Source organism: Paraburkholderia sp. IMGN_8, assembly GCF_038050405.1.
Lineage (GTDB): Bacteria > Pseudomonadota > Gammaproteobacteria > Burkholderiales > Burkholderiaceae > Paraburkholderia.
Genome location: NZ_CP150900.1, coordinates 1,333,126 through 1,358,618, shown reverse-complemented (window position 1 = coordinate 1,358,618; position 25,493 = coordinate 1,333,126). Strand labels below are relative to the sequence as shown.

The window sequence follows — 25,493 nt, the reverse complement described above, 5'->3', positions numbered from 1 at the left end:
GTCGTCTTACAACGGAATAAACGGTTGCCCGGATCAAAACCAGACGCCGTTCAGACCAGCTACGGCCGTTACTGCCGGGATTTGAAAAACAGATCGAACATTGAATGCACGCAAGCCTTAAGCGGCTCGACCGAGTCATCCAGCTTCATGCGCAGCAGGCTGCCTTCCCACGCGCTCCAGAAAAGGTCAGCCATTGCATCAGCTGAAAGATCGCGCCGCACGCAGCCGTATTCCTGGCCGCGCCGCAGATAATCGGCACAGCCGACACGCCATTCGTTGACCGTCCTGCGCGCAGCGACCCGGCACAGATCGCTCGACTGCGCGATCTCGCCCGCAAAGTTGCCGACCAGACAACCGTAGCGGTCGTCACAGTCTTCGTAGTCGGCAACGATGCGCGTGTAGATGCCGCGAAGCGCAAGCAGCGGATCAGATGACGCCGCTTCGAGCGAATACTGCTTCCATTCAGCGGCCTGCTCCTGCGCGTAGTGGTGCAGGATCGCCGCGCCGAATGCCTCTTTGCTCTCGAAGTAGTTGTAGAACGACCCCTTCGGCACGCCGGCACGCTCGACGATGTCTTTTACGCCGGTGCCGTGATAACCCGTTTCGGCGAACAGCGCGACACCCGCTACGAGTAGTCTTTCGCGAAAATCTTCAGTGCGTCGTGTGTGCATGAGCATTACAACTACAACCCTAAAAGGCGACGCTGTCGCTACGCGCGAGCGGGCGACACCGTGCACATCCATCGATCTCAAGCCGCGTCAGATGCGGCGCGTCGCGAGCTCGGCGCCTTGACGCAGTGCTTCGAGCAGGCTGCGTTCGTCAGCGATGCCTTTGCCTGCGATATCGAACGCCGTGCCGTGATCGACCGAGGTACGGATCACATCGAGGCCGACCGTCACGTTGACGCCGGCTTCGAGGCCAAGCACCTTGACCGGACCATGGCCCTGATCGTGGTACATCGCCACCACCAGATCGAAGTCGCCGCGTCCCGCACGGAAGAACAGCGTGTCGGCAGGGAGCGGGCCTTCGATGTCCCAGCCGCGTTCACGCAAGACCTGCACGGCTGGAACAATCTTTTCCTCTTCCTCGCCATAACCGAACAGGCCATTTTCGCCAGCATGCGGGTTGATGCCACACACGGCGATGCGCGGATTGGCGATGCCCGCCTTCACCAGCGTCGCATGACCTCGCTCGATCGTGCGCTGCACGAGGCCCGGTTCGATCTTGCGGATCGCATCGATAATGCCGATGTGGGTCGTCACGTGGATCACGCGCAGTTTCGGCGCGACCAGCATCATCGACACCTCCTCGATGCCCGTGAGGTGCGCGAGCATTTCAGTGTGGCCGGGATACTTGTGACCGCCGGCGTGCAACGCTTCCTTGTTCAGCGGCGCCGTGCAGATCGCATCGATCTCGTCGGCCTTAGCGAGTTCGACGGCGCGCGCGATGTACTGATACGCGGCGTCGCCTGCGAGCGCCGACAGTGCGCCGAAAGGCAAGTCCGCAGGAATCAGCGCGAGGTCGATGCAGTCGATGGTGCCCCGTTCATATTGCGCATCCGACGGCTTCGCGATGCGGCGCACTTTCGTGCTGCCGCCGACAATCCGGTTTGCCTGCTCAAGGCGCGCCGCATCGCCGATGACAAGCGGGCGGCACTGCCGGTAGACGGACTCGTGCGTCAAGCTCTTGACGACGATTTCCGGACCCACGCCCGCTGCGTCGCCCATCGTGATGCCGATGACTGGAAGATAGTTGCTCATGATGTTTTGCCTGAATGACGTTGGTTCGTTTCGCGCGCCGACGAAGATATCGTTGTGCCGCTCGGGTGAGTCGATCCGGACTCGCTGTAAGCGAACTCCGGTGTGCCCCGCAGATGAAGGTAGGCGCCATACAGCGCGTGCTCGCTGCCAAAGGCGCCGGCTTTGGTGACGACGGTGAGGCGCGGGTTGTCGTGCGGGCGGCCCACCGCCACGCCCGGCTCGATTTCCGAAAGCAATTGCAGGCTGTCGATGCCGGCTGTACGGAGCATTGCGCGCGCGGTTTCGCCGCCCGTCGCGATCAAGCCGCTCAGATGCGTGAAAAACGGTGCCACGAGCGAAGCGAGCGTCGCCGACAATTGGGCGCCCTCGGCGGGATCGAACAGATCGTCGCGACCAATTCGCACCAGCAAGTCGGTGTGCGCGCTCAGATGCGCGCCGACGCGCGCTTGCCAGCCAGCCCACTCCAGATGAAGCTCGCCCGCACGCAGCACGACCGGCGGCACGATCAGCTCCCCAACACCCGCACGCTCGCGCAGCATCGCGCATTGCTGTTCCGAGACGGCCGACAGGCTGCCCACCAGAATCAGGATCGCGCTTCTCTGCTGCTCCGGCTCCACCGGCACGTCTTGCGCGGCTTCCGTGGCAACATCGAACAGGTCGCTCAACGACGCCAGTTCGCGAGCCAGACCGCCTGAGCCAACCCAGAACAGGGCTTCGTCCATCGACGCCGTCGCCTGCGCGAGCGCCCTCAAATCCGCATCTGTTTCCGCATCGACGATGAGCGCCTGCGCGCCGCTGCTCGCCTCCGCGGCAATGGCATCACGCAACGCTGCGGGATCGCCACGCAGCGCGTCGACACCCAACGGTGCGGTACGCAAGCCGACCGCCTCGACCATGGCGTTGAGGTCTGCGGAACGCGCGGCATGTTCGAGCTTCCACGTTTCCGTGTTTTCGAGCGGCACGCCGCGCACGAATACGCGGCCCTCACGCACGGTGCGCCCGGTGGCAGGAAAGGCCGTGGCGACGATGGCGAGGCCCGCGAGCGGCTGCAACGCGGCTACTTCCGCAGCCCAGTTACCGCGTAAGGTCGAATCGATTTTCTTGTACAGACGCCGCCCCGGCCGGCGCTGCGCCAGCCACGCGGCGCGGGTGCAGTGCGCCGCTTCGGCCGGCGGCATGCGGCGCGTGTCCGTGTCCACCGCGATCACCTCCGCCGCGCCCATCGCGCGCGACGCGTTCAGCGTGACCGCCGTACTGCGCCCCGCGCCCGCAAACGCAATCGCGCAGTCGGCGGCGCCGGACAGGTCGTCGGCGATGATCAGAATGCTCGTGTTGCTCACCGGGTTGCCTCCAAGGCAGCAGCGCGGCTGGCGTCGGCGTGCTTGCCGACCCGCTTTGCGACGGCCGCAGTGAGAATCGGCGACACGATCGCAGTCACGACGACGCACGAGGCGACCAGCAAGGTCGCGCTCTTCGCGGCCTCTGCATAGACCGGGTTGGCCGCTGCAATCAGCGCCGGCACAGCCGCGCCGTTGCCTGCCGTGTTGGCTGCCGCCACGCCTGCGACACCCGTGCCGCCGGTTAGCCGATCGGTCAAATACAGGGGGATGCCGGTCACGATCACCACCGCGACGCCGAGGCCCATGCCGAGCAAGCCGGCCTGCCATACTTTGTGCAGGTCGAGGCTCGCGCCCAGCGCCAAGGCGAAGAACGGAATCATCACAGGCACAGCGCGGCCGAGAAAGTTGCGCATCTCACGGTCCAGATTGCCGAGCAGCATGCCGGCCGCGAGCGGCAGGATACTGCCGACCAGCGTCTGCCACGGAAACGCCGACAGCCCGGCCACGCCGAGCGTGACCATCGTAAGGAACGGGCCGGATTCGAGCGACATGATCGTGTAAGCGCCGACGTCTTCAGACTTGCCATATTGACCCATCAACGCCATGTACAGGCCGCCGTTCGTGTCGTTCATCGCGGCGACCACCGCTAGCGTCGACATTCCCGCGAACAGCCCGGACGAAACCGGCTGCTCACCCAGGAAGTGGCCCAGCACGACACCCACCAGAATCGCCGACCCAACCTTGGCCGCGAATAGCGCCCCGCCCTTCTTGAGCAGATAAGGCGTTGCTTTCACATCGATCGACGAACCCATGCACACATAGAACACGGCGAGGATCGGCAATGCACCGGTAAACAGCGCATTCGTGAACGAGCCGAAGAACTTCGGCATGTTCGGCAAGAAGGTGGCGATCAGTGCGCCGAACAGTAGCGGGACGATCATCATCCCGCCCGGGACGCGTTCGATCGCGCGCTTGATAGGAAGTTGGGCCATCATTGTCTCCTGTTTGCAAATGATCGATGCAATCATAAAATTGACTTATTCGATCATTCTGAGTGTACGTGACGAAACGACTATGTGCAATCCAATCACCAGTCAGTCGTGGGGTTAATAGATTCGCCGCAATACGGCGTTCCAGGCGGGATGCGAGCCAAAATTGATCGAATCGATCAAAATAGGCTAAAACACTTGCGTACCGTGACGACGCCGCGGGTGCGGCGCGCCCCACCCCGGCGTTGCCCTGGCAACTGGTTTGATTACACTTACGCCCGTTGACGCCTTTCCTCTCCATTGCGCGCACCATTCGGACGACCCGTTACCCTCTATCACCATGAAAGTTACGAACCGCCGCGAGGCGATGCTGAAGGCCGTCCTGTCCGGCATGAACGACGTAGGCGCCCTTTGCGAGCATTTCGGCATGTCCGAAGCAACCGTGCGTCGCGACCTGCGCGCGCTCGCCGACGAACGGCTCGTCGTGCGCACGTACGGGGGCGCGGCCGCCTCGGTGGGGATTCACGAACCCGAGGAGTCGCTCGATCTGCGGCGCGAAAGCTTCCGCGAGCAGAAGGATGCGATCGCGCAGGTGGCGGTGAGCCACGTCCAGGACGGCGATACCATCTTTCTCGACGGCGGCACCACCACCGCTGCATTGGCCCGGCTGCTGGCCGGCCGCCGCGATATTCGCGTGGTCACTAACAACCTGCTGGCAATCGGCCTGCTTGCATCGAGCGAGGTCCCGGTCACGTTGATCGGCGGCGATCTACGGCCCTCGAGCATGAGCACACTCGGGCCGCTCGCGCAGATCGCGTTAAACCGCCTGTCCGTCGACAAGGCGTTCCTTGGCGCGGACGGTGTAGTCGCCGGCCGTGGGCTCTGCGAGGCGACCGCCGAGCAGGCCTATCTGAAGGAATGCATCATCAGGCAGGCGGCCAGCGTTTTCGTGCTGGTGACGTCGCACAAACTGGATCGCGCGAGCCAGCAGCACTGGACACCACTCGAGCGCGACTGGACCCTGGTGACCGATGCTCAACCGGGCGCGCCGGAATTGGCAACGTTCCTGCTGCACGGCGAAGTGACGATCGAAACCGCGTCGCAGCAGGCGGGCCAGTCTCCGCCTCACGGAAAGTCATAGTGTCGTAAGGGCTCGGCGCCGCGCAGCCCTTACAGACCACGCAGCCGCACAGGACAGTCTCGAGGGTTCACACGCGCGCAGCGCCAAACGCCTTCACGACGTTCACCCAATACGACGCACCGGTAGCCAATGCGTCGTCGTTGAAGTCGTAGTGCGGGTTGTGAAGCGGAGCGCCAGGCTCGGGCCCGTCGACCCTCATCCATACATACGCACCCGGCTTGGCCTGCGCCATGAACGCGAAGTCTTCCGGGGCCATCGACGGCTTACAGCCTAACGTCACCTTCGCCGCGCCGACGGTCGCGCGAGCCGTACCGTGCCAACCGGTATCGCGGCTTAACGAAGCGGCGGCGCCCAGCAGCATCGCGGTGTGGCCGTCGTGACCACACGCATGCATTTTTCCGCTGTGTTGCGAACGGTGCTCGAATTCGTTGTACTCCACCATCGGCAGCGCATCCATATCCGCACGCAATCCGAGCGCAGGACCGCTCCCCCTTCGCAGCGTACCGACCACACCGGTTTTGCCGACGCCCTCGGTCACTTCAAAACCGTAGTCGCGCAGCGCCGATGCCACCAGCCGCGCCGTCGAGACTTCTTCGAATGCGGTCTCGGGGTGCGCATGCAGTGCACGACGCCACGCCACCATCTTGTCGACCAAATCAGCTTCAATCATTGATTACCTCACAAACAGACCGCGGCGCAGCAAGTACCGTTGCACGCCCCATGCCAGTCAGAAAGGCACGAACGTGCATCGCAATCACGGCACCGGAAGGCATCGTATTGTCGTTCGAGTAGATACGGTGGCGAATCGCGAGGTGCGACACCGCCCCGTGCAGCAGCCAGCCCAACTCTGTCAGGTGCGCCGGATCGGAGGGCGCGCTGCGGCCCAATTCGTACGCCGCCTCCAAGACGATGATCTCAAGCGCATGCGTCACAACAGCGTTGGCATAGGTCGGCGCCATCTTCATGTCTTCAAGCGAGGAATAGAGAAACAGCCTCAGCCAACGCCGCGTCAGCAAGGTGACGTAATACTCGCGACAAAACGTATTGAGCCTACCTTCAATCGGCACACTGCGGCCTTTCAATTGAACAAACCACATTACCTTGAAGGTCCCGACGATCTCGTGCCGATAAACCACGTCGATCAAAGCGGCCTTGCTGGCGAACAGGCTATACAGCAAGCGTCGCGAGACACCGCACACATCCACAATCGCGCGGGTTTGTGCGTTCAGCCAGTGCTCCACGAAATACTCGGCAGCCTTGGCCAGCACGCGTGCTTGACGCTCGGCACGCCCTGCGGCGCCTCTTTCACCGGCCGCTTGACCGGGGCCCGAGCTTCCCCGGCCCGCGACCGGGTTCCGCAACATGCCTGGGCGTCGCCTTCATGACTCCCCCGTGCCTATCATTTAACAAATATATCTTCACATGACGACTTATGATTTGATAGAGTACATCGCCAGGGCGTGAAAAGCAGCCCCGCCTGCCACCCGGCATAGCCAAGTCCGTCTCAGGCTGTCGCGAAGCGAGCCCCATCTTTGACTGCTGACGGCCGCATGCACGTCAACCGGCGGTGTCTGCGGGTCTGTCGATCAACCCGCTTCCGGTTCTTTGCCCATGTCTTTGTCAACCCGCCAGTCTGTCATGTTCGGCTTCAAACGGTTCAGCAACGCGACAGTGGTCATTGCCGGCGCCGAGCCGGCGCACCGCATCCGCAAAGGACAATTCGACTTTGTGGAACTGGGCTTCACGGAAACCGTGGTGCCCGCCGTTTCGAGTGGCCCTGCTTACTGCACGATGAAGTGACTTACCGACAGGCCGCTTCTCACATAGGCCAGATATTTAAACCGGAACCCTCCATTCATGTACTTCCTCTCTACCTTCATCTCTAAACTCGCCACCGGGCACGCCTTCACTCGTGCGGAGTCGAGCACCACAGCAACGCGCAGAAAGAAATCGCGCTTTCCCTGGCTTTAGTCGTCGATAGCTTTTCCGCTCACGACGATGCGCAGCATTAGTTTCCCATCCTAATCAACAAATGTGAGTTGGATCAGCCGTGGCTAAGCGTTTTGAGGGCGCAGCCAACTTGCCGCAGGCGTGACGATCTTGCTGTCGGGCATCGTCGGGAAAGACACGCGTTGGTCGAATGCCTGACGCCCGCGTCAACTTCTTTTGCAAGCGCGCTTTCCCCGGTGTTTTCGCAAGACTTTCATAGTGCTGCTAAGTCTCGTGATAAATGGAGAGATAAAACTGCGCCCACGCAACCCGCACATCGACGCCACGCAACTCAGAGTGAAGGAACGCCTGGTCGAGCGTGGCGCGCACAATCGTCAGGTGGCGGCTCGCGTTGCCGAATCGAGAGTGTCCTCGTAGACATCATGCAACACGCTGGGATGGCGACGCTACGGCGAGCTTCGTTGTAACCGCCATCGACACACCCATCGACTAGCGCAGTGGCTGGCCGGTCACTGTGTCAAGAAACAACTTGGAGTTCTGAGGCGAGCCGAAGTCGAACATGTTATTGATTGCGCCGGCCATGACATCGAATGAACCTTGCCCAACGCGCGCCCCGTTCAGCCAGTTGTCTTCGATGAAGCGAAGAACGGAAGTTTGGTCGGTCAGCGTATGATCGATATAGTTTGCCTTCGCGTACGGCGAGACCACAAGCAGCGGGAGACGCGGACCATACCCGCAGCGGCCCTGCACCGGTACACCTGTTAGCCCATCGAGCGGTGTGCCTCGGCCGCAAGTATTCGGACCGTTGAGGGCGTCCTGCGTGCTTGTCGATCCGTTGACGACGTGAGATACATGGTCATACCAGCCGTCCGAATCGTCGTAGGCGAGCACGACCGCCGTGCTCTTCCAGTCGTCCTGTTGCTGGAGAAAGTTGATTACCTTCGTCACGAACGCCTGCTCATCGAGCGGGTCCGAATTGCCCGCGTGTGCATCCTGGTACGCCGGCGCCTTAAGAAAACTGACGGCAGGAAAATTCCCCGCGCTCACCGCCGCGTAGAAGTCGTCGATGTCGTATTGATGGTTTGCGCCGCCGTCGCTACTGGTGCCGATTGCCGCAACGGACGCGGGACGCTCGTGCTTCGGATTAGCGGTGGACGCGTAATACTGGAACGGCTGATGGTGCGGCACGTAGTCAACCTTATAGCCCTGCACCACCGGCGAATGTGAGCTACGCGCGCAGCCTGTCGTTCCGTTCGCATTCCTCGCGCTGAGGTCAAAGCCACCTTCAAACCAGCCCCACGAAATATTCTTCGCGTTCAGCAGGTCGCCGACATTCTTCCCCTGCATACTGATTGTCGTGCCCTTGGAGCAGACATCGCCCGTCGGATCGAGGTCACCGACGACTGTCAGGCCGTCGGCGCCGTCGCTGACGAGGTTCCGATTGTTCGTATTCATGGTGGTCGCCACCGTCGCCCCATTCGTCTGCCCGGAGATCAGGTTCAGCGCGCCAGGCGTGGATGGGCCAAACGTCGTGTCGAACGAGTTGTCGTTTAGCGCGAAATGTTGCGCATAGTTCCACAGCGCGGTAACGGTGTTGCCGTCGTAATACCCCATCACGAGCCCCTTTGTGTACAAGGCACTCGAGCCGCCTGTTGCCGAGGTGCGGCCGGTGTATTTCGGAAACAGGTCCATCGCGCCATTATCGAATGCCAATTGCTCCGGCTTGTAGGCGTGATCTTGTGAAGCCGTAAGCGCCTGCGAGCGATCGAGACGGAATGGATCTGCGGCGTCGGAGCCGTTGGCGGCGTTCGTCGAATTCGGATTGGACCTGAGTAGCCCGTCCAGTAGCCCGTTGATCCGTCGCGTATTGGGCAATGCGCTGAAGGTCGGCTCACCGGCCGGGTTCAGCGCATTCGGATATGTTCCAAAGTAGTGATCGAACGAAACGTTCTCGCCAAATATCACGACAAGATGTTTGATCGGGGTAGCCGTCTGCACTCCATCCCGGGGCCGCGGTACCGAGGCAGTTGCGACGCTCGATGTGACGCCGGTCTCACCATACGCTCCGAGCGAGATAGACAGGCAAAGCGCTAGTGCAGTTGCCAAGGGAAATTGCCGACGAACGAACATCATGTCTATGTCTACCTATTGAAGTGTTTCCCAATGCATCGCATTTCGAACGGAACACGCCCATTCTCGCTTGCACCGGTGTCGTGACTGTTAAGCGACGATTACGAGTTCGTCATCTTCCATCGGATTCGTCATCTCAGCGCGACTGAGATGACGTGTGACCCACGCTACCAATGCATATCCGCACCTTCCTCTCGCCAGCATATGCGCGATAGGAACACGGCGGCGCCTAAGCTTTCGTCGAACCCCGGCTACCATTCGTCAGCCCAATCAGTGATCGTCATCTGACGATATCAATCGTACACTATTATGCATATTTCATGCTGAAGTCACATCCAAACGACATCCAGTCACCGTTTCTCGGGGATTTGACGCCTGCAAACAGAGTGCGCATCAGCGCAATAAAATGTCGTCACATGACGACTACATTTCTATCCTTATCGCCATGATGACACGCTAGCGTCACAGTGGTTCCGTAAAACGTCTCCCGCGTCGAAGGTGAGCGCGTCGGACATGCGATTCATGATGTCGATCAGATCAACGTCGATGAGTACCTGCGCTAGTTAGGCGGCTTGGACCATTTTTAGTCATCCTATCTAGTTGTTTACACGGCGCAATTTTCGATAAGGTACCGAAATTTTCACGGTCCTGACACTACGAACGTGGGTTACCAGTCGGGATGTTTGCAACGATTGATGGAGAATCAACATGCCGCACAGGCATATGGCAGGGTTGTTGGTGGGATTGATGAGTAGCACAATTATGACCGTCGCACATGCAGCGGATATGGCGACATTGCAGGGTCACGTGTTGTCGAGTTCGGACAAGCGTCCGCTTGCTGGCGCTAAAATTCAGATTCGCGAGACGGGAACGAGCACCATCACCTCGTCTGACGGCGCTTTTCGCTTCACCCGGCTTCCAGCGGGCCAATACACACTGGTCATCACGCCTACCCGCTCATCCGCGGTCGAACGGACTGTGGTGGCGCGCGCGGACAACACCACAAACGACGACGTCATCGTGGACGCACCCGTTGTCTCGCTCGACCACGTGACCGTCGCGTCGCAGCGCACCGCAAATGTCGTCGCACGCGCGACTCAGCAGAGCGCTCCGAACATGGTGACCATCCGGACCGCCGACGACATCCGCAAGGCCCCCGACGTGAGCGCCGCTGAAGCCGTTGCGCGCATGCCGGGCGTGTCGCTCGAGACGGACTCCGGCGAAGGCCGCTATGTCAACATCCGCGGCCTCGACACCAACCTGAACAGCACCACCTTCGGCGGCATCCATTTGCCGCCGACCAACCCGGCTTCGGCCCAGAACGGGGGGCGTGCGGTCGCGCTCGATACGATTCCGGCCGGCATGATCGGGAAGATCGTCGTGACCGACACCAACACGCCCGAACAGGATGCCGATGCGCTCGGCGGCACGATCGACATTTCGCCTCGCACGTTGCCCCCTTCGGGCAAGCCGTTTTTGGACGCCAAGCTCGGTTCAGGTGTCGAGACGCTGCGCGGTAGCACAACTCAGGACGTCGAGGTGACAGCGGGTGCGCGCTTCGGCGCGCATGGCATTGCCGGTCTCGGTTCCGGCATCACGTCATATTCCGACGCGCCGTTCACCTTCATCGGTACCTTTGCCTACAACCAGGACCACCGCGGCGTCGACGACGAAGAAAACGCTTATGTCGATGCTGCTGGCGTACCGAACAAGGCGTACGCGCAAACCGACCCGCGTTTCTACAACTATCATCGCAAGCGCCTTGGCTACGGCGGCGAACTGGACTTTCAGCCTAACGCCGACAACAAGTGGTACTTCCGCTACTACAACTTCGGCTATACGGAGAACGTGAACCGGCAAGACCTCCAGACCAACTTCACTGGCAATCCGGTCCAGAATGCGAACGGCACGCTCACGGATACGGCGACCTATGCGAAGGGATTGCGCGACGAGAAGGAGACGCTGCGAACGCAACTTTTTGCGCTGGGCGGCGAAAACAGGATCGGGCCCGGCAAGATCGATTATCGCGCCGGCTTCACCAGTGGCACCTACGACAAACCGTACGACCTGAATTCGACGTTCAACAACGGCGCCCCGGCCACGGTGACGTATTACCCCGGCTTTGACTACGCGACGCAATCGATCGTGTCCGGTCCGAACCCGTCTGATCCCGCCGGCTACACGCTGGGCCAGATCGTCAACTCGTCGCAGTATGTCAAGACCAATGAGTGGTCGGCCAACGTCAACTACACGCTGCCGGCTCACTTCACGAGTGCCGAAGACGAACAGTTCAAGTTCGGTGCTGGCCTGCGCCGAATGACCTTCGCCAGCGCGCAGAGCACCCACACGTACTCGCCGGCCGCGGGAATCCCGCTGTCGCAGGCGGTGTTCGGCGCGCCGAACGTCTTCTACAACGGCATGTACAACATCGGGCCGTCCATCAGCGATGGCGTCATGAGCGGCCTCTACGGCGCCGCTGCGGCCAACGGCAACGTAACGGGTAACCCGTTGAAGGACGCCGCCGCGTTCTCGGCGATCAACGAGAACATCTACAGCATGTATGGCCAGTATCAGTTCGGCTGGGGCCGCCTGGGCGTGCTCGCGGGTCTGCGCGGCGAATGGACGCAGGATACGTTCAGCGGCAATCTGATCAACGGCAGCTCCGTCACGCCAAACCAGACAGCGAACAACTACTTCAACCTGTTTCCGTCCGTGCAGTTGCGCTACGACTTCACGCCGACGCTGGTGGGTCGCGCGATCTATTCGAGTACGATCGCGCGTCCGGGCTTTGCCCAGAGCAGTGCGTCGGTCTTGGCCGATGCGGGAACGGGAACCGTGACCACCGGCAACCCGAACCTCAAGCCGACCACTTCACAGAACTTCGATATTCAGTTCGAGAAGTATTTGCCGCATGGCGGGATCATTTCGCTCGGCGCGTTCGACAAGTCGATGACCGACTACGTCGTGGGCCAGTCATCCACCGTCTTCAGCTCGCCGTATCTTCCGGGGTATTCGGGCCCCATCAAGCTCGTAAGCTTTGCCAATGTCTCGTCGGCACGTGTACGAGGTATCACCGCCAACTATGAGCAGCACTTCACGCAGTTGCCGGGGTTCCTGAGCGGCCTGGGCGCAGACGCGAACTGGACATGGACCAATTCACACCTGGACATTCGCCCGGGTGACGACCACACGCTGCCATCCGCTCCGCGCAATTCGTATAACGCCAGCGTGTTCTACGAGCGTGGTCCGTTGGACATGCGCCTGTCGGCCTCCTATGTGGGCAAGAGCCTGTGGGCAGTGGGCAGTTCTGCTGCAACCGACGTCTACACCGCGTCGCGCTTCTCGCTCGACTTCGGCGGCAGCTACCAGATCAGAAAGGATGTGGGCATCTATCTCGATGTGCGCAACATCCTGAACACGCCGTTGAAGTTCTACGAGGGCTCGCCGGACCGTCCGATCCAGCGCGAGTTCTACGGCCCGACCGTGATGGTCGGCATGACGATCCGCGAATAACTTTCTTAAAACGGTTGAAAATAATGAAACGTAAAACTTTTTTGCGAGCAGCAATGGCAGTCGGTCTTTCGTCGACGTTGTTGTGCGGCGCGCTGCACGCTGCACCGGTCGCCGAGCACGCGCAGTTCGAAGTCGCGAAGCACTATACGTTGGGTGGCACCGACGGCTGGGACTACGTGGGGTATGACCCGGTTCGCCATCACCTGTTTATCAGCCGCGCCAGCCATGTCCAGGTCGTTGATACCGACACGGGCAGGCTGGTCGGCGAGATCGAAAACACCGACGGCGTGCATGGCTTCGCGTTTGTCCAGGACCAGAAGCTCGGTTTCATCACCAACGGCCGTGCCGACACCATTACGGTGGTCGACCTCAACACGTTGCGAACCATCGACACGATCAAAGCGGGTGGCCCGGACCCTGACGGCATCATGTATGCGCTCAACCTGAAGCGCCTCTATGTCAGCAATGGCCATGACAACAGTGTCAGCGCCATCGACCCCGCCACTCGCAAGGTCGTCGCGACGTTGCCTGTCGGCGGCAAGCCTGAATCGCTCGCGGTCGACAACGACGGTCGAATCTTCGTCAACGTCGAAGACAGGGGCGAGATCGTGGCAATGGACGGCAAAGCGAACAAGGTGCTCGCTCATTGGTCGATCGCGCCTTGCGAAGGGCCGTCCGGACTCGCAATCGATACGAAGACCGAACGGCTGTTCACCGTCTGCGCCAACAACCGGATGATGGTAATCGATGCTCGCTCGGGGCGTCAGGTGGCCCAGTTGCCAATTGGCGGCCATCCAGATGCCGCCGCCTTCGACCCGGTGCTCAAAACCGCGTTCAGTTCGAACGGCGCGGATGGAACGCTGACCGTGGTGCATGAAGACGACGCGGATCACTACACCGTGCTGCAGAACGTGCCGACACAAGTGGGCGCGAAGTCGATGGCGCTCGACGACGACACTCACCGCGTATTCCTGGTGTCTTCGAAATTCGGTTCGGCCCCCGCTGCGACGGCCGACAATCCGCATCCGCATGCGAGCGTCGTACCCGACACGTTCAACGTACTGGTCGCACAACGCAAGCCGCAGAGCGCCGGCAACTAACGTATAGCCACCGCCTCAACCGCGCCACCGGCGGCATCGCAACGGCGATACCGCCGGTAACGTCGGAAGGTGACACATTCAAGACACAACGTAGAGGGTAGCACCATGCTTCGCAGCATTATCGATTCATCGGTTCAGTCATTCGGCTTGTTGCCTTTGATGGCACTGATCTTTCTGGCCGCGCTCGCCATCATCATCGAGCGCCTGATTTTCTTTAGCACCTCCGTGCGCAGAGGCAGCAGCCTGGAATACGACCTCAAGCAGGTCGGCCGGGCAAGGGCCGACGACGTCCAGAAACTGATTCACCATTACCAGGGATCGGTACAAAGCGAACTGATGAAGTCCGCGATCGAGTTGCAGGGCCAACCGGCCGAACACTTCGAGCGCGAAGTCGAAGAAAGCATCATGTTCCAGATGAGAAAGCTTGACCGCAATCTGTGGGTGCTGGATACCGCTGTGACGCTCGGGCCGTTGCTGGGCCTGCTGGGCACCATCATCGGCATGATCGGTTCGTTCAACATTCTGGGCGCGTCGGGTACCAGCGACCCGATGGCTGTGTCCGGCGGCATTGCCCACGCACTGATCGCCACTGCCTGTGGGCTGACGATTGCGCTCGTGGGCGTCGTGGCGCTGAACTACCTGAACAAGCGGGTACGGATGGTTCTTCTGCAGATGGATCTCATCAAGTCCATGCTCGTCTCGCGGCTCGCCGCGTGAACCGCGACCACCCCACATACAGGAGAACACCGTGAGGAACCATCGGGCTCACTACTTTGGCAATGACGAAAAACCGCGGATCGAGATCATTCCGATGATCGACATCATGATGTTCCTGCTGGTCTTCTTCATGCTGGTCATGCTCAGGATGATCCAGGGCACTGGCCTCAAACTGGAATTGCCGCAATCGTCCACGGCTGCGCGACTCGACACGGTCACCGTGACCGTGGGCGTGGAAAAGGACGGAGAATTGCACCTCGACCGGAATGACATCTCTGCGCCGCAACTGACCGCTCGCCTCAAGGACATGGAGGCCACAAAGCAGGTCAATGTCACGATCGCAGGCGACAAGGGGGTCGAATATGAAACGATCATCAAAACCATGGATCTGGTGCGCTCTGCGGGAATCAGTTCAGTCGCGCTCGCGACCGATGTGGACTAGCCTCCGGAGTCAATCAGAATGAACATGAGTATCCCCGGGAAAGCCCGCGGCGCGCTGTGGCCGACCGAGACGTCACGGCCACGAGCCAGCAACGCAATGGCGATCGCGATAGTCGCTGCGCTTGCGATCGAGGGCGCGCTAGTAGCGGCCGTGATGTCGATGCGGGTGCCGACGCCTACGCCAGCACCCGCGACGCCCGTTATGCAAATGCGGTTCGTAAAAGCCGTTACACCGCCTCCGCCCCCCCCACCGCCGCCAGTCATCAAGAAGATCGTGAGGCAGCAATCGGACGTGCCGGCGCCCAGACCCATTGCACGACCGGCCGCGCCAGCACAACAGCACGTTGCTTCGCCAACCGTCGCACCGGTCGCGGTCGCAACGCAGGACGCGCCCTCCAATACGCAGGCTGCGCCAAGCATGCCCGGCCCCACAGCCGCGGCGTCCGGCAACACGACGGCTGCTCCTGCGGAGCCGGCCGACATTGCAATCGTTTGCCCCGTCCAGGCCAAGCCGGAGATGCCGCCGCGAGCGCTCGCTGAGGGAATTGTCGGCGCAGTAACGGCGCGCGCCACGATCAAAGGCGGCAAGGTCGTCCGTGTCGACATCGTCAAGTCGACGCCCCCGGGGGTTTTTGACGAGTCGGTACGACGCGCGATGACTCAGTACCAATGCAAGGTCGACGGCAACGATCAGGTTGTCGTCGAACAGTCCTTTGATTTCACCCAGACAGACTAGAAAATCGCGTCCTGCGTTTGGAACATGAACTTCGACAGCGACACTAACGTGGTCGAAGTCGCCACTCGACGGCTGCGGACAAAACTTGACGACAATTATCCCGTGAAGCTGATCTATTCTGTACGCAGGGCCGGTTACGCGCTCGAGTCGAAGGACGTGACCTGATGCGGGGCCGCTCGCTTACCGCGATGCTCTCTCTCGCGTTCGGCGGCACGACGCTCGCGGTGTTCGTGCTGGTGGGCAGCTTTGTGTATATTGCGCTCGATCGTCAGGTCAAGGCGCAGGACGATCTCGATATAGTGCTCGCCGCGCGTCACACGCGACGACTCGCGCAGGAAATCGACACCATCGCTGGCATCCGCGAGCATGCCGATCGCCTGACCAGCATCGTGCTCGGGAATCAGGCGATGGCGATGGAGATGAAAGACTCCAGTGGACGGGTCCTGATCGAACACAACACAGCGGACACGATCGGCGCTGCAGCAGCATCGACCGCGCGCGGCAACGCGGCCGCCAACGTCAAGCGAGTCCCGGCGTCGGAGCGCATCACCGATGGGGCGATCGCCGAATGGCATGCCCGCAACGGAGAGCCGATTCGCGGAGTGGTCGCGGACGTACTGTTGAGCGACGGCGAAGTAGCGACCGTGCTCGTCGCGCGTAACATGAGGGACCGCTGGCTTCTGCTGGATCACTATCGTGACAACCTCCACGTCGCCGGCGCCTTGGGTGTGCTACTGGTCTTTCTCTTGAGCTATCTGCTGATCCGCGCCTTGTTGCGACCGCTGCGCGACATCGCGGCGAGTGCGGGTCGGGTGACCGTCGACCGCCTGGATACTCGGATTGCCGCCGAATCCGTGCCGCGGGAACTCGAGATGCTAGTGGCTTCGCTGAACGAGATGCTCGCGCGGCTGGACAGCGGCTTCCGGCACCTGTCCCAGTTCACGGCAGATCTTGCCCACGATATGCGCACGCCGCTCGGCAATTTGCGAGGCGCGACCGAGGTCGCGCTCGCGCGGCCACGATCGAGCGACGAATATCAGACGCTGCTCGAGTCGAACCTCGAGGAATGCGACCGCCTTTCTCGGATGATCGAAAACGTGCTCTTTCTCGCGCGCGCGGAGCATCCGCAGTTTGTCAAGAATACGCGCGTGTTCAACGTCGGGCAGGAGTTGACGCGCATCGCCGAATACTTCGAAGGTCCCGCCGAAGACGCAGGCGTTATCGTGCGGGTGGTCGGCGGCGGCCGGCTAACTGCCGACATCGAACTGTTCCGGCGCGCGGTCAGCAATCTCCTCGCCAACGCATTGCGCCATACGCCGCGCGGCGGCGAGATCGTGCTCGAAGCCAAGGATGCAAACGACGAACTGCGCGTCCTCGTCGCGAACCAGGGGACGCCCATCGATGCCACACATCTCGAGCGGATCTTCGACCGCTTCTATCGGGTCGACCCGTCGCGCACCAATCCGCCGCAATCGCCGGGGTCGGGCTGCCACAGCGGATCGGCCGGACTTGGGCTCGCGATCGTTCGCACGGTCATGGAACTGCATGGCGGCACCGTTCACGCCAAAAGCGACGCAAACGGTACGCGTTTCATCCTGACGTTTTTGCGGTGTAGTGGGGATTTTCAGGAACACGTAGCGCCCTCGCTGCGTACCTCGGGATGAGCAAGCGGCCGAGCGAACGCTGGTATCGAGCTTCTGACGGGGCCTTTCATGAAACCTTGAATGTAGCGCCGCGCCACGGCCGCTACCGACGAATCCTCGCCGCCTTCGACGCCTCATGTCGCACGTGTCAGCGGACGCTGAGCACCTGGAGTCCGGCCTCCGCTGCCTGAGGGCCCTTCGTGTGAACGACGTACAGCCTCTGTAGCGACGGAATATAGATCGAGGTCTTGCCACCGAGAGTGTCGATATGCTGCTCAATGGCGTAATGGTTCGAATCGACCTGTTTAACGACATCGAGGCCGCCGGCGCCAGTCACGTAGAGGCGATGATGCAGCGCGTCGAACGTCATGTCGTCCGAGATGTTCACGATATCGAGAGACTGTATGACCGAGCCGTTACTCGTGTCCATGACGAACAGCTTGCCGGGGTTACGTGACCCGATGAACAGGCGCCTGGTTGTCGGATCGAATGCCATGGCCGAATTGAGGCTTGGGCCGGGAACATGCCAGATACTCGCCAATTTGCGGGTATTCAGATCGATAACGCCGATTTCGTTTTTCTCGCGCATGTTCACGAACAGGCGGTGGGTGGAACGGTCGATGACCATCGCCTTCAGTTGTCCCGCAGGAACATCGATTCTCCCGACGACGGAATCGTCGGCAAGCGAAATCAAGCTGATGTAGGCATTGCCCTTATGCGATTGCACACCTCCGTTGCCGACGTAGAAAATGCCGCTCTGTCGATCCGCGATGCCGGAATCCGGCTGCGGCTCGAGCGGAACGACTTTCTTGACTTTGAAGGTTTTCGTGTCGACAACCTTGACGTTCGCGTCGCCCGCATCCGCTATAAGCAGTTCCTTACCGTCGTTCGCCAATACTATCTTGTGCGGAGCCCTCGCGACCGTCTTTACACTTGCAAGGTGCTGGCCGTCCGGCAATCTGAAAACCTCAATGGACCCATACTTCTCGGCTGACACGTACAGACGGGAATGAGCCAGATCGACTGCAAAGTGGTCGAAGTCGCCGCCGGTGACGTCTGGCAGCAGCGTGGTCGAGAGAACCGTCAGGGGGCCGGTTGATGGTTTTGCTGCAAAGGATATCGACGCAAAGCAGAGGCATGCAAGGGCAAGTAGACGGGCGGTGGTCGGCATCATTTTTGTCGGGTAGGTAGGGAGCGGAACTCAAAATGACACGCTACCGCACAGTTCCCAACCACACGGTGACGAATGGATTACCAACTTGAAATATTGGTCCGCTACCCAAGCGTTCGCAAGCAACCCTTGAGCACGTCCGCGACGAAAGCATCCCGCCCGTGATGCGCGCAATGTAGAGTCCGAGGCTGCTATCGGCGTCATGCTCAATATCCCGATTGGCCTCGCCTCTGCCGTCGGCTTCATTTTCTTTCTGCACGAGCAGAAGAGGCATGAACGCCCTTCGATCGACATCGCGGCTTAACGATACCGGCCAGTCGCCAGCTTCGAAATCCGTCGTTATGCTGAGCACCGACAGTCGTCGCATCTAGTGGGAGGGTTGCCATGTCGATGTATTTCCAGATTCCTGGATGGAGACAGTCCACGGCGCGCATACGCCGTCGGGGGTTGGTACGGTGTCGACCTCGGACGCAGGATTCGCGGGGAGTCCAGGGTGTCGGAATCAGAGAACAACGACATCGAGCGATGTGCTGCCCCTGGCATATCCCGCGCGCTGGGCGGTCAGAGCGGCATTAGCGCGTAACCTGCTTGCTGCAGGGTTGTCACGGTGGTCAGTGCGGACAACGACAGCGTTACTCCAGGGGCGATCCAGTCATCCTCGAAGTGGTGTTCTGCCATGGCCTGGCCACACACCGCGATCGTGATGCCGTCCTTCTTGAGTTCCGCGATCAACGGCAGATTGGGGTTGGCCACACCGAACTGCGCACGGTAGTGCGCGTCGTCGAGCACCAGCGACGTGGCTGAGCCAGAGGCGACCGCGACGAATTTGAGTTTGCTCAAAGGCACGCCCGACGCCACGTAGAGATTCACCGCGCGCGCAACGTGATCAAGCGCCGGACTCACCTCGTCGGGTTTCTGGCCCCCTTGCGTCAAGGCGAAGACAACTTTGTAGGTATGACCCGGTTGTGGCTTGAAAGCGCTGTTCGGCAAAAAATGCATCTTGCCGTAGTCGTGCACGGTCGGTGTGTTCCAGAAGTCGGGTGAATCCATCGTGCCTGCGTGGGCGGACAATGAAGCGGCAGCGAGCGCTGCGGTAGCTGCGAAAGTTTTAACTTTGTACATGGTTGATTGCGACTTCACTACAGTCGCGCAAGGGTTGTAATCAGAGATGGTAAAGCCCTGATTTAGATAGATATGACTGTTCCTCATTCAGAACATTGCATGGGTCTCGTTTCAGAACCGCGGCGGAGCCGGTATTGGCACAGTCAGCAGGCCGGGCGGCAGGATGACAACGAGCCAGCATGTGAGCCGCTGCCGTTTGAATCGTGCATGGATCGGCGTTGACGTGATCCGCGTTGACCACGCACATGCCGTGCGAGGTGTTGCCAACGAGAGTCACCCGCCTAGCGCGGCCTTTGCCATCATCCCGAGCGCCACGCAGATCAACACCCCCGCGAAACCCACCTGCACATGCAGCGCCGAGAGACGGTGTGAGGCCAGCCGCCCGGTCACCATGCCGGCGGCCGTCGCCAGGCTGAACCAGAGCGTCAGCTCGAGCGGCAGCGGCGCGCCGTGCAGGACCGTCGCGACAACACCGCCGCTGCCGACCAGAGCGATCACCATCAGCGACGTGGCGACGATCCCATGCATCGACACGTTGGTCAGCTTGCGCAGCATTGGCACGATGATGAAGCCGCCGCCCACCCCGAGCAGTCCCGTCATTAGCCCGGTCAACGCGCCGGTCGCCGCAAGCGCGGCCCCAGTCGTCCACGACCAGATCAGCCGCCCGGTATCGGGATTGATGTGGCCAACGCAAAACCGCGAGTCCGCGCTGTCCGGGCGTGCGCGCCGCAAAGCCTGTGATAACAGCCTTCCGGCCACCACCAGCATGACGGTGGCAAACAGCGCCAATAGCACGCGTTGCGGTAACGCGTGGGCAAGGCGCACGCCAAGCGAGGTCAGCGGCACACCCGCTGCGGCCATGAACAGCGCAGCGCGGTAACGGACGAGCCGCTGCCGGAATGCTTCAAGCGCGCCGATCGCAGCGCTGCCCGCCACGGCAACCAGCGCAACCGGCGTCGCCTGCTGCATCGGCCAGCCCATGCCGGCCACCAGTGCCGGAACTGCGAGGATGCCGCCACCCGCGCCGGTCAGGCCGAGCACCGCGCCAACGATGGCACCGAGGATAAGTGAAGTTAGCATGAGGAATCCGATAGGTTGTGAGCCACCGCTGCGTTAGCCCACGAGTTCAGGCTGCGCCATCCACTCGCGCCCCTTGAGCATCCCCTGCCAGTAAAGCGGCGGCAGGATGCGCTCCTTCAGCAACCACGCAAGGCGCGACGGGTGCTTGCCGTCGATCAGCCAGGACGGCAGCGTCGGCGCGACCTTCCCGCCATAGAGGAATTCCGCGAGCACGATCTTGCCGCGTTCGACGGTCAGCGGGCATGATCCATAACCGTCGTATGCTGCCTCGCCCCGGACCTTCCCGAGAGCGGCAAGCACGTTATGGGCGACGACTGGTGCCTGCTTGCGCGCGGCGGCGGCGGTTTTCGCATTTGGCGTGTTCGCGGCATCGCCGAGCGCGAAGACGTTTGAGTAGGTCTTGTGGCGCAGCGTCGCCTGGTCGACGTCGACCCAGCCCGCCTTATCGGCCAGCGAACTGACGCGGATGAAGTCCGGTGCCTTCTGTGGTGGTACCACGTGGATCATGTCGAACTCACTGGTCACCGATTCCACGCTGCCGTTCTCGAGTGTGCGCCTGAATATCGCGCGCTTGGCCGGCCCGTCTATCGCACTCAGGTTGAAGCCGAAGTTCAGCGCGATGTCGTAACGCCTGACGTACTCCATCAATGCCGGGACATAGTCGGCCACGCCGAACAACACAGCCCCGGCATTGAAGAACTGGACATCTATCTGCTCGAGCCGGCCTGAACGCCGCCAGTGATCCGAGGACAGATACATCGCCTTTTGCGGCGCCCCGGCGCATTTGATCGGCATCGGCGGCTGGGTGAACAGCGCGCGCCCTCCCCTGAGCTTGCGCACGAGCTGCCAGGTATAGGGCGCAAGATCGTAGCGATAGTTGGACGTCACGCCGTTCTGACCAAGGGTTTCCGGCAACCCGTCGATAGCATGCCAGTCCAGCTTCAGTCCCGGACAAACGATGAGCTGCCTGTAGCTCACCACCCGGCATCCTTCGAGAACAACCGAATTCTTTTCCGGCTCGAACGCAGCCACCGCGGCCTTGATCCAGTGCACCTTGCGCGGGAGCACGGCGGCCATCTCGCGGGCGGTGGTCTCGGGATCGAACACACCGGCTCCGACCATGGTCCAACCTGGCTGGTAATAGTGGACGTCGGCGGGGTCGATGATCGCGATGTCGAGGTTGCGGTCGCGCGCGAGCAAGCTCGCGGCTGCCGCCACGCCGGCGGCGCCCGCGCCGATGATCACAACATCGTGACTGGCCACGGCGATTTCGACGGGCACCTTGCCGCCGTTGGCGATACGCCGCGCCAGCGCAGACAAATCGTAGCCTGCTGCCTTGGCAGCGGCGACGATGTCCGGCAACGCCCGGCGGGGCGCTTCGGACAGCGCCCACAGCGTCGCGGCACGCATCCCGGTGCGGCAATAGGCGAGCACCGGTTTCGGCAGTCCCTGCATCAGTTCGCCGAACTGTGCAGCCTCGCCATCGCCGACCTTGCCGGACTCGATTGGCAGGTAGCGGGTCTCGATGCCCTGTTCACGGGCCGCCGCCTCGATCTCGCTAAAGTTGGGCTGGTCGGAACCTTCGCCGTCGGGGCGATTGCAGACGACAGCGCGAAAGCCAGCGTCCGCGATCGCACGCAGGTCGGATGCGGCAATCTGTTGTGATACCGCCAGTTCAGCCGTCAGTTTCTTGATGTCCATCGACTTCTCCTGTTGCTTCTACTAACTACGTGCGCCGGCTCAGATTGCGTTGAGGGGAATCTTGAGATACGGCACTCCGTTATCTTCCGGATCGGGCATATGTCCGGCGCGCATGTTGACCTGCACCGACGGCAGCATCAGCACCGGCATGTTGAGCGTCGCGTCGCGCGCGGTGCGCATCGCAACGAAGGATTCCTCGCTGATACCGTTGCGTATATGGACGTTGTGTTCGCGTTCCTCGGCTACCGTGCTGACAAACTGCAAAGGCCGCCCGCCGGGCTGGTAGTCGTGGCACATGTACAGCTTCGTGTCCGCCGGCAGGCTCAACACCTTGTTGATTGACCGGTAGAGCGTACGGGCGTCGCCGCCGGGAAAGTCGCAGCGCGCGGTGCCGTAGTCGGGCATGAACAGGGTGTCCCCGACAAAGGCTGCGGTCTGCACGCCGTCGCTGACCACAAAGGTCATGCAGGCCGGCGTATGGCCCGGGGTATGGATGGCGCGCGCCTGCAACGCTCCGACGGCGAATGTTTCGCCGTCGGAGAGCAGGTGATCGAACTGGCTGCCATCGTGCGCGAATCTCGAGCCGGCGTTGAAAAGCTTGCCGAACACATCTTGTACGTGCGTCACCTGCGCGCCGATCGCAATCGTTCCGCCGAGTCTTTCCTTGAGGTAGGGCGCGGCAGACAGATGGTCGGCGTGCACGTGGGTTTCGAGAAGCCACTGGACCTTCACGCCAAGCTCCTGGACGCGAGAGACGAGTTTGTCGGCGGTCGTCGTGGAGGTACGGCCTGACTTCGGGTCATAGTCGAGGACGCTGTCGATCAGTGCACAGTCGCCGGTGCGGACATCCAGCAACAGATAGCTGATCGTCCAGGTACCGGGGTCGAAGAAACCTTCGACCAGCATGGGGCTCGTGGTATTCAACATCCTCTCCTCAAACGAATGGATCTTGCGAAGCGGCAAGGCCGGCCAATCAACACAAGAACCGTGCCATCGCAGTCTGATTTGATTTCTGTTACATAACACTTTGATTTTTATCAAAATTTCTGTCCTGCCGGATTGAATCGCACACTCGCGCCAAGACGTCCGGGAGCGAAGGCTGCCATTTCTGGCAGTCAGGTGGCAGTTGTGGCAGTGCCGACGTATAGTGAGGTCTACTGGAGCCGCCACCGTGAAATCCCCAAAGCCGTCCATATCCGTCACACCCGTCGCAACGACCTCGGCCGGGTCGCCTCAAGCGCCGGATGTCGACGCCCTCGTGTCGTATCTGGAGCACGACGCTCAACCGATGATCGTGCTCGATCCCGAGTACCGCATCCTTGCCGCCAACACCGCTTATCAACGTCAGTTCGGCGTCGCCAGCCAGCCTCATGTCGGACGCAAGTGCTACCAGGTCTCGCATCACTACGACGTGCCGTGCGACCAGGCGGGCGAGCATTGCCCAATGAGGCGGGCGTTTGAACTGCGCGGCCCAGACCGCGTGCTCCACATTCATCACACGCCTCGCGGGCCTGAGCATGTCGATGTCGAGTTGCGGCCGATATTCAATGCGCAGCAGGAGGTGGTGGCTTACGTCGAGCGGCTCTCCACGGTGCGCGGCGCGTCCGCCAAGCCGAGCGCGGAAGGTCTGGTCGGGCGTTCGACGGCGTTCAACGCGGCGATCTCGGCGCTGCATCGCGTCGCGCCTTCGATGCTGCCGGTCCTGCTGCTCGGAGAATCTGGAACCGGCAAGGAACTGTTCGCGCGCGCCGTTCATGAGGCAAGCGAGCGCGCGCAACACCCTTTTGTCGTCGTCGACTGCTCCGGCATCACGGATACCTTGTTCGAGAGCGAACTCTTCGGCTATGAAAAGGGCGCGTTCACGGGCGCAGCCGCGCGCAAACCCGGTCTGGTCGAGACCGCGCAAGGGGGAACGCTTTTTCTCGACGAAATCGGCGATGTGCCACTGTCGATGCAGGTCAAGCTGCTACGCCTCATCGAATCCGGCACGTTCCGCCGGGTCGGCGGCATCGAGACCTTACGCGCGGATTTCCGACTGGTGGCGGCGACGCACAAACCCGTGCGGGAAATGATCGACGACGGCCGATTCCGCCAGGACCTCTACTACCGCATCAGCGCATTTCCGATTCACTTGCCGGCGGTGCGCGAGCGCCCAGATGACATCGCGCTGCTTGTCGACTCGATACTGCAGCGTATTGGTAGCGCGCGAGGTGCGGCAGGCAGCAAGTTCAGCGTTACGCCGGACGCTCTCGCGAGGCTCCATGCCTATTCCTGGCCGGGCAATATCCGGGAACTGCGCAACGTGCTCGACCGGGCGTGCCTGCTGGCCGACGACGGGGTGATCCGGATCGAACATCTGCCAGGTGACATGGTGGCGGGAGAGTCGGCGCATCTGGAAAGCAGCGCGGGCTCGACGTCGCTTTCGGTGCCCGGCGAGCTCACCGATCGTGAGCTTGTACGGCTGGTGGAGGGATTTACAGGGACACGCAGCGCGCTCGCTGCGTACCTCGGGATGAGTGAGCGCACGCTGTATCGTCGACTGAAGACGCTAAGGCGAGTGCGCGCCGGGAGGTAGCCTGGGTTTCCATGGCCGGTGACAGCGGGGCGGGAAATGTTGGCGGCAAGCACTTATGCCGCGTCGACCATCAGCAGACCAAGTGATCGCGATACCCGCACAACCTGGCCCTTATCCCCTGTGCTGATCACGCCCGCTTCAATAGCGCGCTATCGACCGGTAACGCCCGAATCCGCGTGCCTGTCACATTGAAAATCGCGTTGCAAATCGCAGCCGTTGTCGGCGGCACACCTGGTTCGCCAACACCGCCGGGCGGCGCAGCGCTCGGCACGATATACACATGAGTTTCCGGCACGGAGTCGCGGCGGGCGACCCGGCAGTCGGTGAAGTTCGACTGCTCGACCGCACCCTGACTGCACGTCAGTTCGCTGTATAGCGTGTTGC

21 protein-coding genes and 1 pseudogene are annotated in these 25,493 nt (G+C 61.4%); 10 read left to right on the top strand and 12 right to left on the bottom strand.

Annotated elements, in window-relative coordinates; translation table 11 throughout:
- Positions 1-68: 68 nt before the first annotated feature.
- From WN982_RS06500 to WN982_RS06485, 4 genes are all read right to left on the bottom strand, one after another.
- A complete protein-coding gene (locus WN982_RS06500) occupies positions 69-671 on the bottom strand; it encodes a TetR family transcriptional regulator C-terminal domain-containing protein (protein WP_341314923.1) in 603 nt (200 codons plus the stop codon).
- Between the two features lie 87 nt (positions 672-758).
- Complete coding sequence (gene pdxA, locus WN982_RS06495) at positions 759-1,760, bottom strand: 4-hydroxythreonine-4-phosphate dehydrogenase PdxA (protein ID WP_341314922.1); 1,002 nt, start codon at positions 1,758-1,760, stop codon at positions 759-761.
- The gene (locus WN982_RS06490; RefSeq protein ID WP_341314921.1) at positions 1,757-3,100 is read right to left on the bottom strand and encodes a four-carbon acid sugar kinase family protein; all 1,344 of its coding nucleotides are present in this window, start codon (positions 3,098-3,100) and stop codon (positions 1,757-1,759) included. The genes pdxA and WN982_RS06490 overlap by 4 nt, the downstream gene beginning before the upstream one ends.
- Positions 3,097-4,092 carry a 2-keto-3-deoxygluconate permease gene (locus tag WN982_RS06485; RefSeq protein ID WP_341314920.1) on the bottom strand — a complete coding sequence of 332 codons (996 nt, stop codon included), beginning with the start codon at positions 4,090-4,092 and terminating at the stop codon, positions 3,097-3,099. The genes WN982_RS06490 and WN982_RS06485 overlap by 4 nt, the downstream gene beginning before the upstream one ends.
- Positions 4,093-4,429: 337 nt before the next feature.
- On the opposite strand from WN982_RS06485, the gene WN982_RS06480 reads away from it, so the two are divergent.
- Positions 4,430-5,230 (top strand): DeoR/GlpR family DNA-binding transcription regulator, encoded by an 801-nt coding sequence (locus WN982_RS06480; protein WP_341314919.1) that lies wholly within the window; start codon positions 4,430-4,432, stop codon positions 5,228-5,230.
- Positions 5,231-5,297: 67 nt separating this feature from the next.
- Here the strand turns inward: WN982_RS06480 and WN982_RS06475 are convergent, their stop codons facing one another.
- Positions 5,298-5,900, bottom strand: coding sequence for a M20/M25/M40 family metallo-hydrolase (locus tag WN982_RS06475; RefSeq protein WP_341314918.1), 603 nt, complete (start codon positions 5,898-5,900; stop codon positions 5,298-5,300).
- Positions 5,893-6,594 carry a TetR/AcrR family transcriptional regulator gene (locus tag WN982_RS06470; protein WP_341314917.1) on the bottom strand — a complete coding sequence of 234 codons (702 nt, stop codon included), beginning with the start codon at positions 6,592-6,594 and terminating at the stop codon, positions 5,893-5,895. The genes WN982_RS06475 and WN982_RS06470 overlap by 8 nt, the downstream gene beginning before the upstream one ends.
- A gap of 274 nt (positions 6,595-6,868) precedes the next feature.
- On the opposite strand from WN982_RS06470, the gene WN982_RS06465 reads away from it, so the two are divergent.
- Complete coding sequence (locus WN982_RS06465) at positions 6,869-7,030, top strand: hypothetical protein (RefSeq protein WP_341314916.1); 162 nt, start codon at positions 6,869-6,871, stop codon at positions 7,028-7,030.
- A gap of 639 nt (positions 7,031-7,669) precedes the next feature.
- Here WN982_RS06465 and WN982_RS06460 read toward each other — a convergent pair.
- The gene (locus tag WN982_RS06460; protein ID WP_341315732.1) at positions 7,670-9,310 is read right to left on the bottom strand and encodes an alkaline phosphatase family protein; all 1,641 of its coding nucleotides are present in this window, start codon (positions 9,308-9,310) and stop codon (positions 7,670-7,672) included.
- A 747-nt stretch (positions 9,311-10,057) separates the two neighbouring features.
- Here WN982_RS06460 and WN982_RS06455 point away from each other — a divergent pair.
- The 7 genes and pseudogenes from WN982_RS06455 to WN982_RS06425 all read left to right on the top strand — a co-directional run bounded on the left by WN982_RS06455 (position 10,058) and on the right by WN982_RS06425 (position 17,481).
- Positions 10,058-12,823, top strand: a complete 2,766-nt coding sequence (locus tag WN982_RS06455) for a TonB-dependent receptor (protein WP_341314915.1) — start codon at positions 10,058-10,060, stop codon at positions 12,821-12,823.
- 53 nt (positions 12,824-12,876) lie between these two features.
- Positions 12,877-13,923, top strand: a complete 1,047-nt coding sequence (locus WN982_RS06450; protein ID WP_341314914.1) for a hypothetical protein — start codon at positions 12,877-12,879, stop codon at positions 13,921-13,923.
- A 105-nt stretch (positions 13,924-14,028) separates the two neighbouring features.
- Entirely contained in the window at positions 14,029-14,640 is a 612-nt protein-coding gene (locus WN982_RS06445) for a MotA/TolQ/ExbB proton channel family protein (RefSeq protein ID WP_341314913.1), read from the top strand.
- A gap of 94 nt (positions 14,641-14,734) precedes the next feature.
- The gene (locus WN982_RS06440; protein ID WP_341314912.1) at positions 14,735-15,082 is read left to right on the top strand and encodes a biopolymer transporter ExbD; all 348 of its coding nucleotides are present in this window, start codon (positions 14,735-14,737) and stop codon (positions 15,080-15,082) included.
- An 18-nt stretch (positions 15,083-15,100) separates the two neighbouring features.
- Entirely contained in the window at positions 15,101-15,817 is a 717-nt protein-coding gene (locus tag WN982_RS06435) for an energy transducer TonB (protein ID WP_341314911.1), read from the top strand.
- Positions 15,818-15,982 (top strand): annotated as a pseudogene (locus tag WN982_RS06430) (winged helix-turn-helix domain-containing protein); the annotation flags it as partial.
- Complete coding sequence (locus WN982_RS06425) at positions 15,982-17,481, top strand: heavy metal sensor histidine kinase (RefSeq protein WP_341314910.1); 1,500 nt, start codon at positions 15,982-15,984, stop codon at positions 17,479-17,481. The pseudogene WN982_RS06430 and the gene WN982_RS06425, both read left to right, overlap by 1 nt.
- 127 nt (positions 17,482-17,608) lie before the next feature.
- Here WN982_RS06425 and WN982_RS06420 read toward each other — a convergent pair whose 3' ends face one another.
- The 5 genes from WN982_RS06420 to WN982_RS06400 form a co-directional block, all read right to left on the bottom strand.
- The gene (locus tag WN982_RS06420; protein WP_341314909.1) at positions 17,609-18,634 is read right to left on the bottom strand and encodes a hypothetical protein; all 1,026 of its coding nucleotides are present in this window, start codon (positions 18,632-18,634) and stop codon (positions 17,609-17,611) included.
- Between the two features lie 558 nt (positions 18,635-19,192).
- A complete protein-coding gene (locus tag WN982_RS06415; protein WP_341314908.1) occupies positions 19,193-19,840 on the bottom strand; it encodes a DsrE family protein in 648 nt (215 codons plus the stop codon).
- Positions 19,841-20,026: 186 nt separating this feature from the next.
- Positions 20,027-20,833, bottom strand: coding sequence for a sulfite exporter TauE/SafE family protein (locus WN982_RS06410; RefSeq protein ID WP_341314907.1), 807 nt, complete (start codon positions 20,831-20,833; stop codon positions 20,027-20,029).
- 33 nt (positions 20,834-20,866) lie between these two features.
- Positions 20,867-22,534, bottom strand: coding sequence for a TIGR01244 family sulfur transferase (locus WN982_RS06405; RefSeq protein WP_341314906.1), 1,668 nt, complete (start codon positions 22,532-22,534; stop codon positions 20,867-20,869).
- 39 nt (positions 22,535-22,573) lie between these two features.
- Positions 22,574-23,461: an MBL fold metallo-hydrolase gene (locus WN982_RS06400; RefSeq protein WP_341314905.1), complete on the bottom strand. Its 888-nt coding sequence runs from the start codon at positions 23,459-23,461 to the stop codon at positions 22,574-22,576.
- Positions 23,462-23,822: 361 nt separating this feature from the next.
- Between WN982_RS06400 and WN982_RS06395 the strand changes: the two genes are divergently transcribed.
- Positions 23,823-25,109, top strand: coding sequence for a sigma 54-interacting transcriptional regulator (locus WN982_RS06395; protein ID WP_341315731.1), 1,287 nt, complete (start codon positions 23,823-23,825; stop codon positions 25,107-25,109).
- The last annotated feature ends 384 nt before the right edge of the window (positions 25,110-25,493 follow it).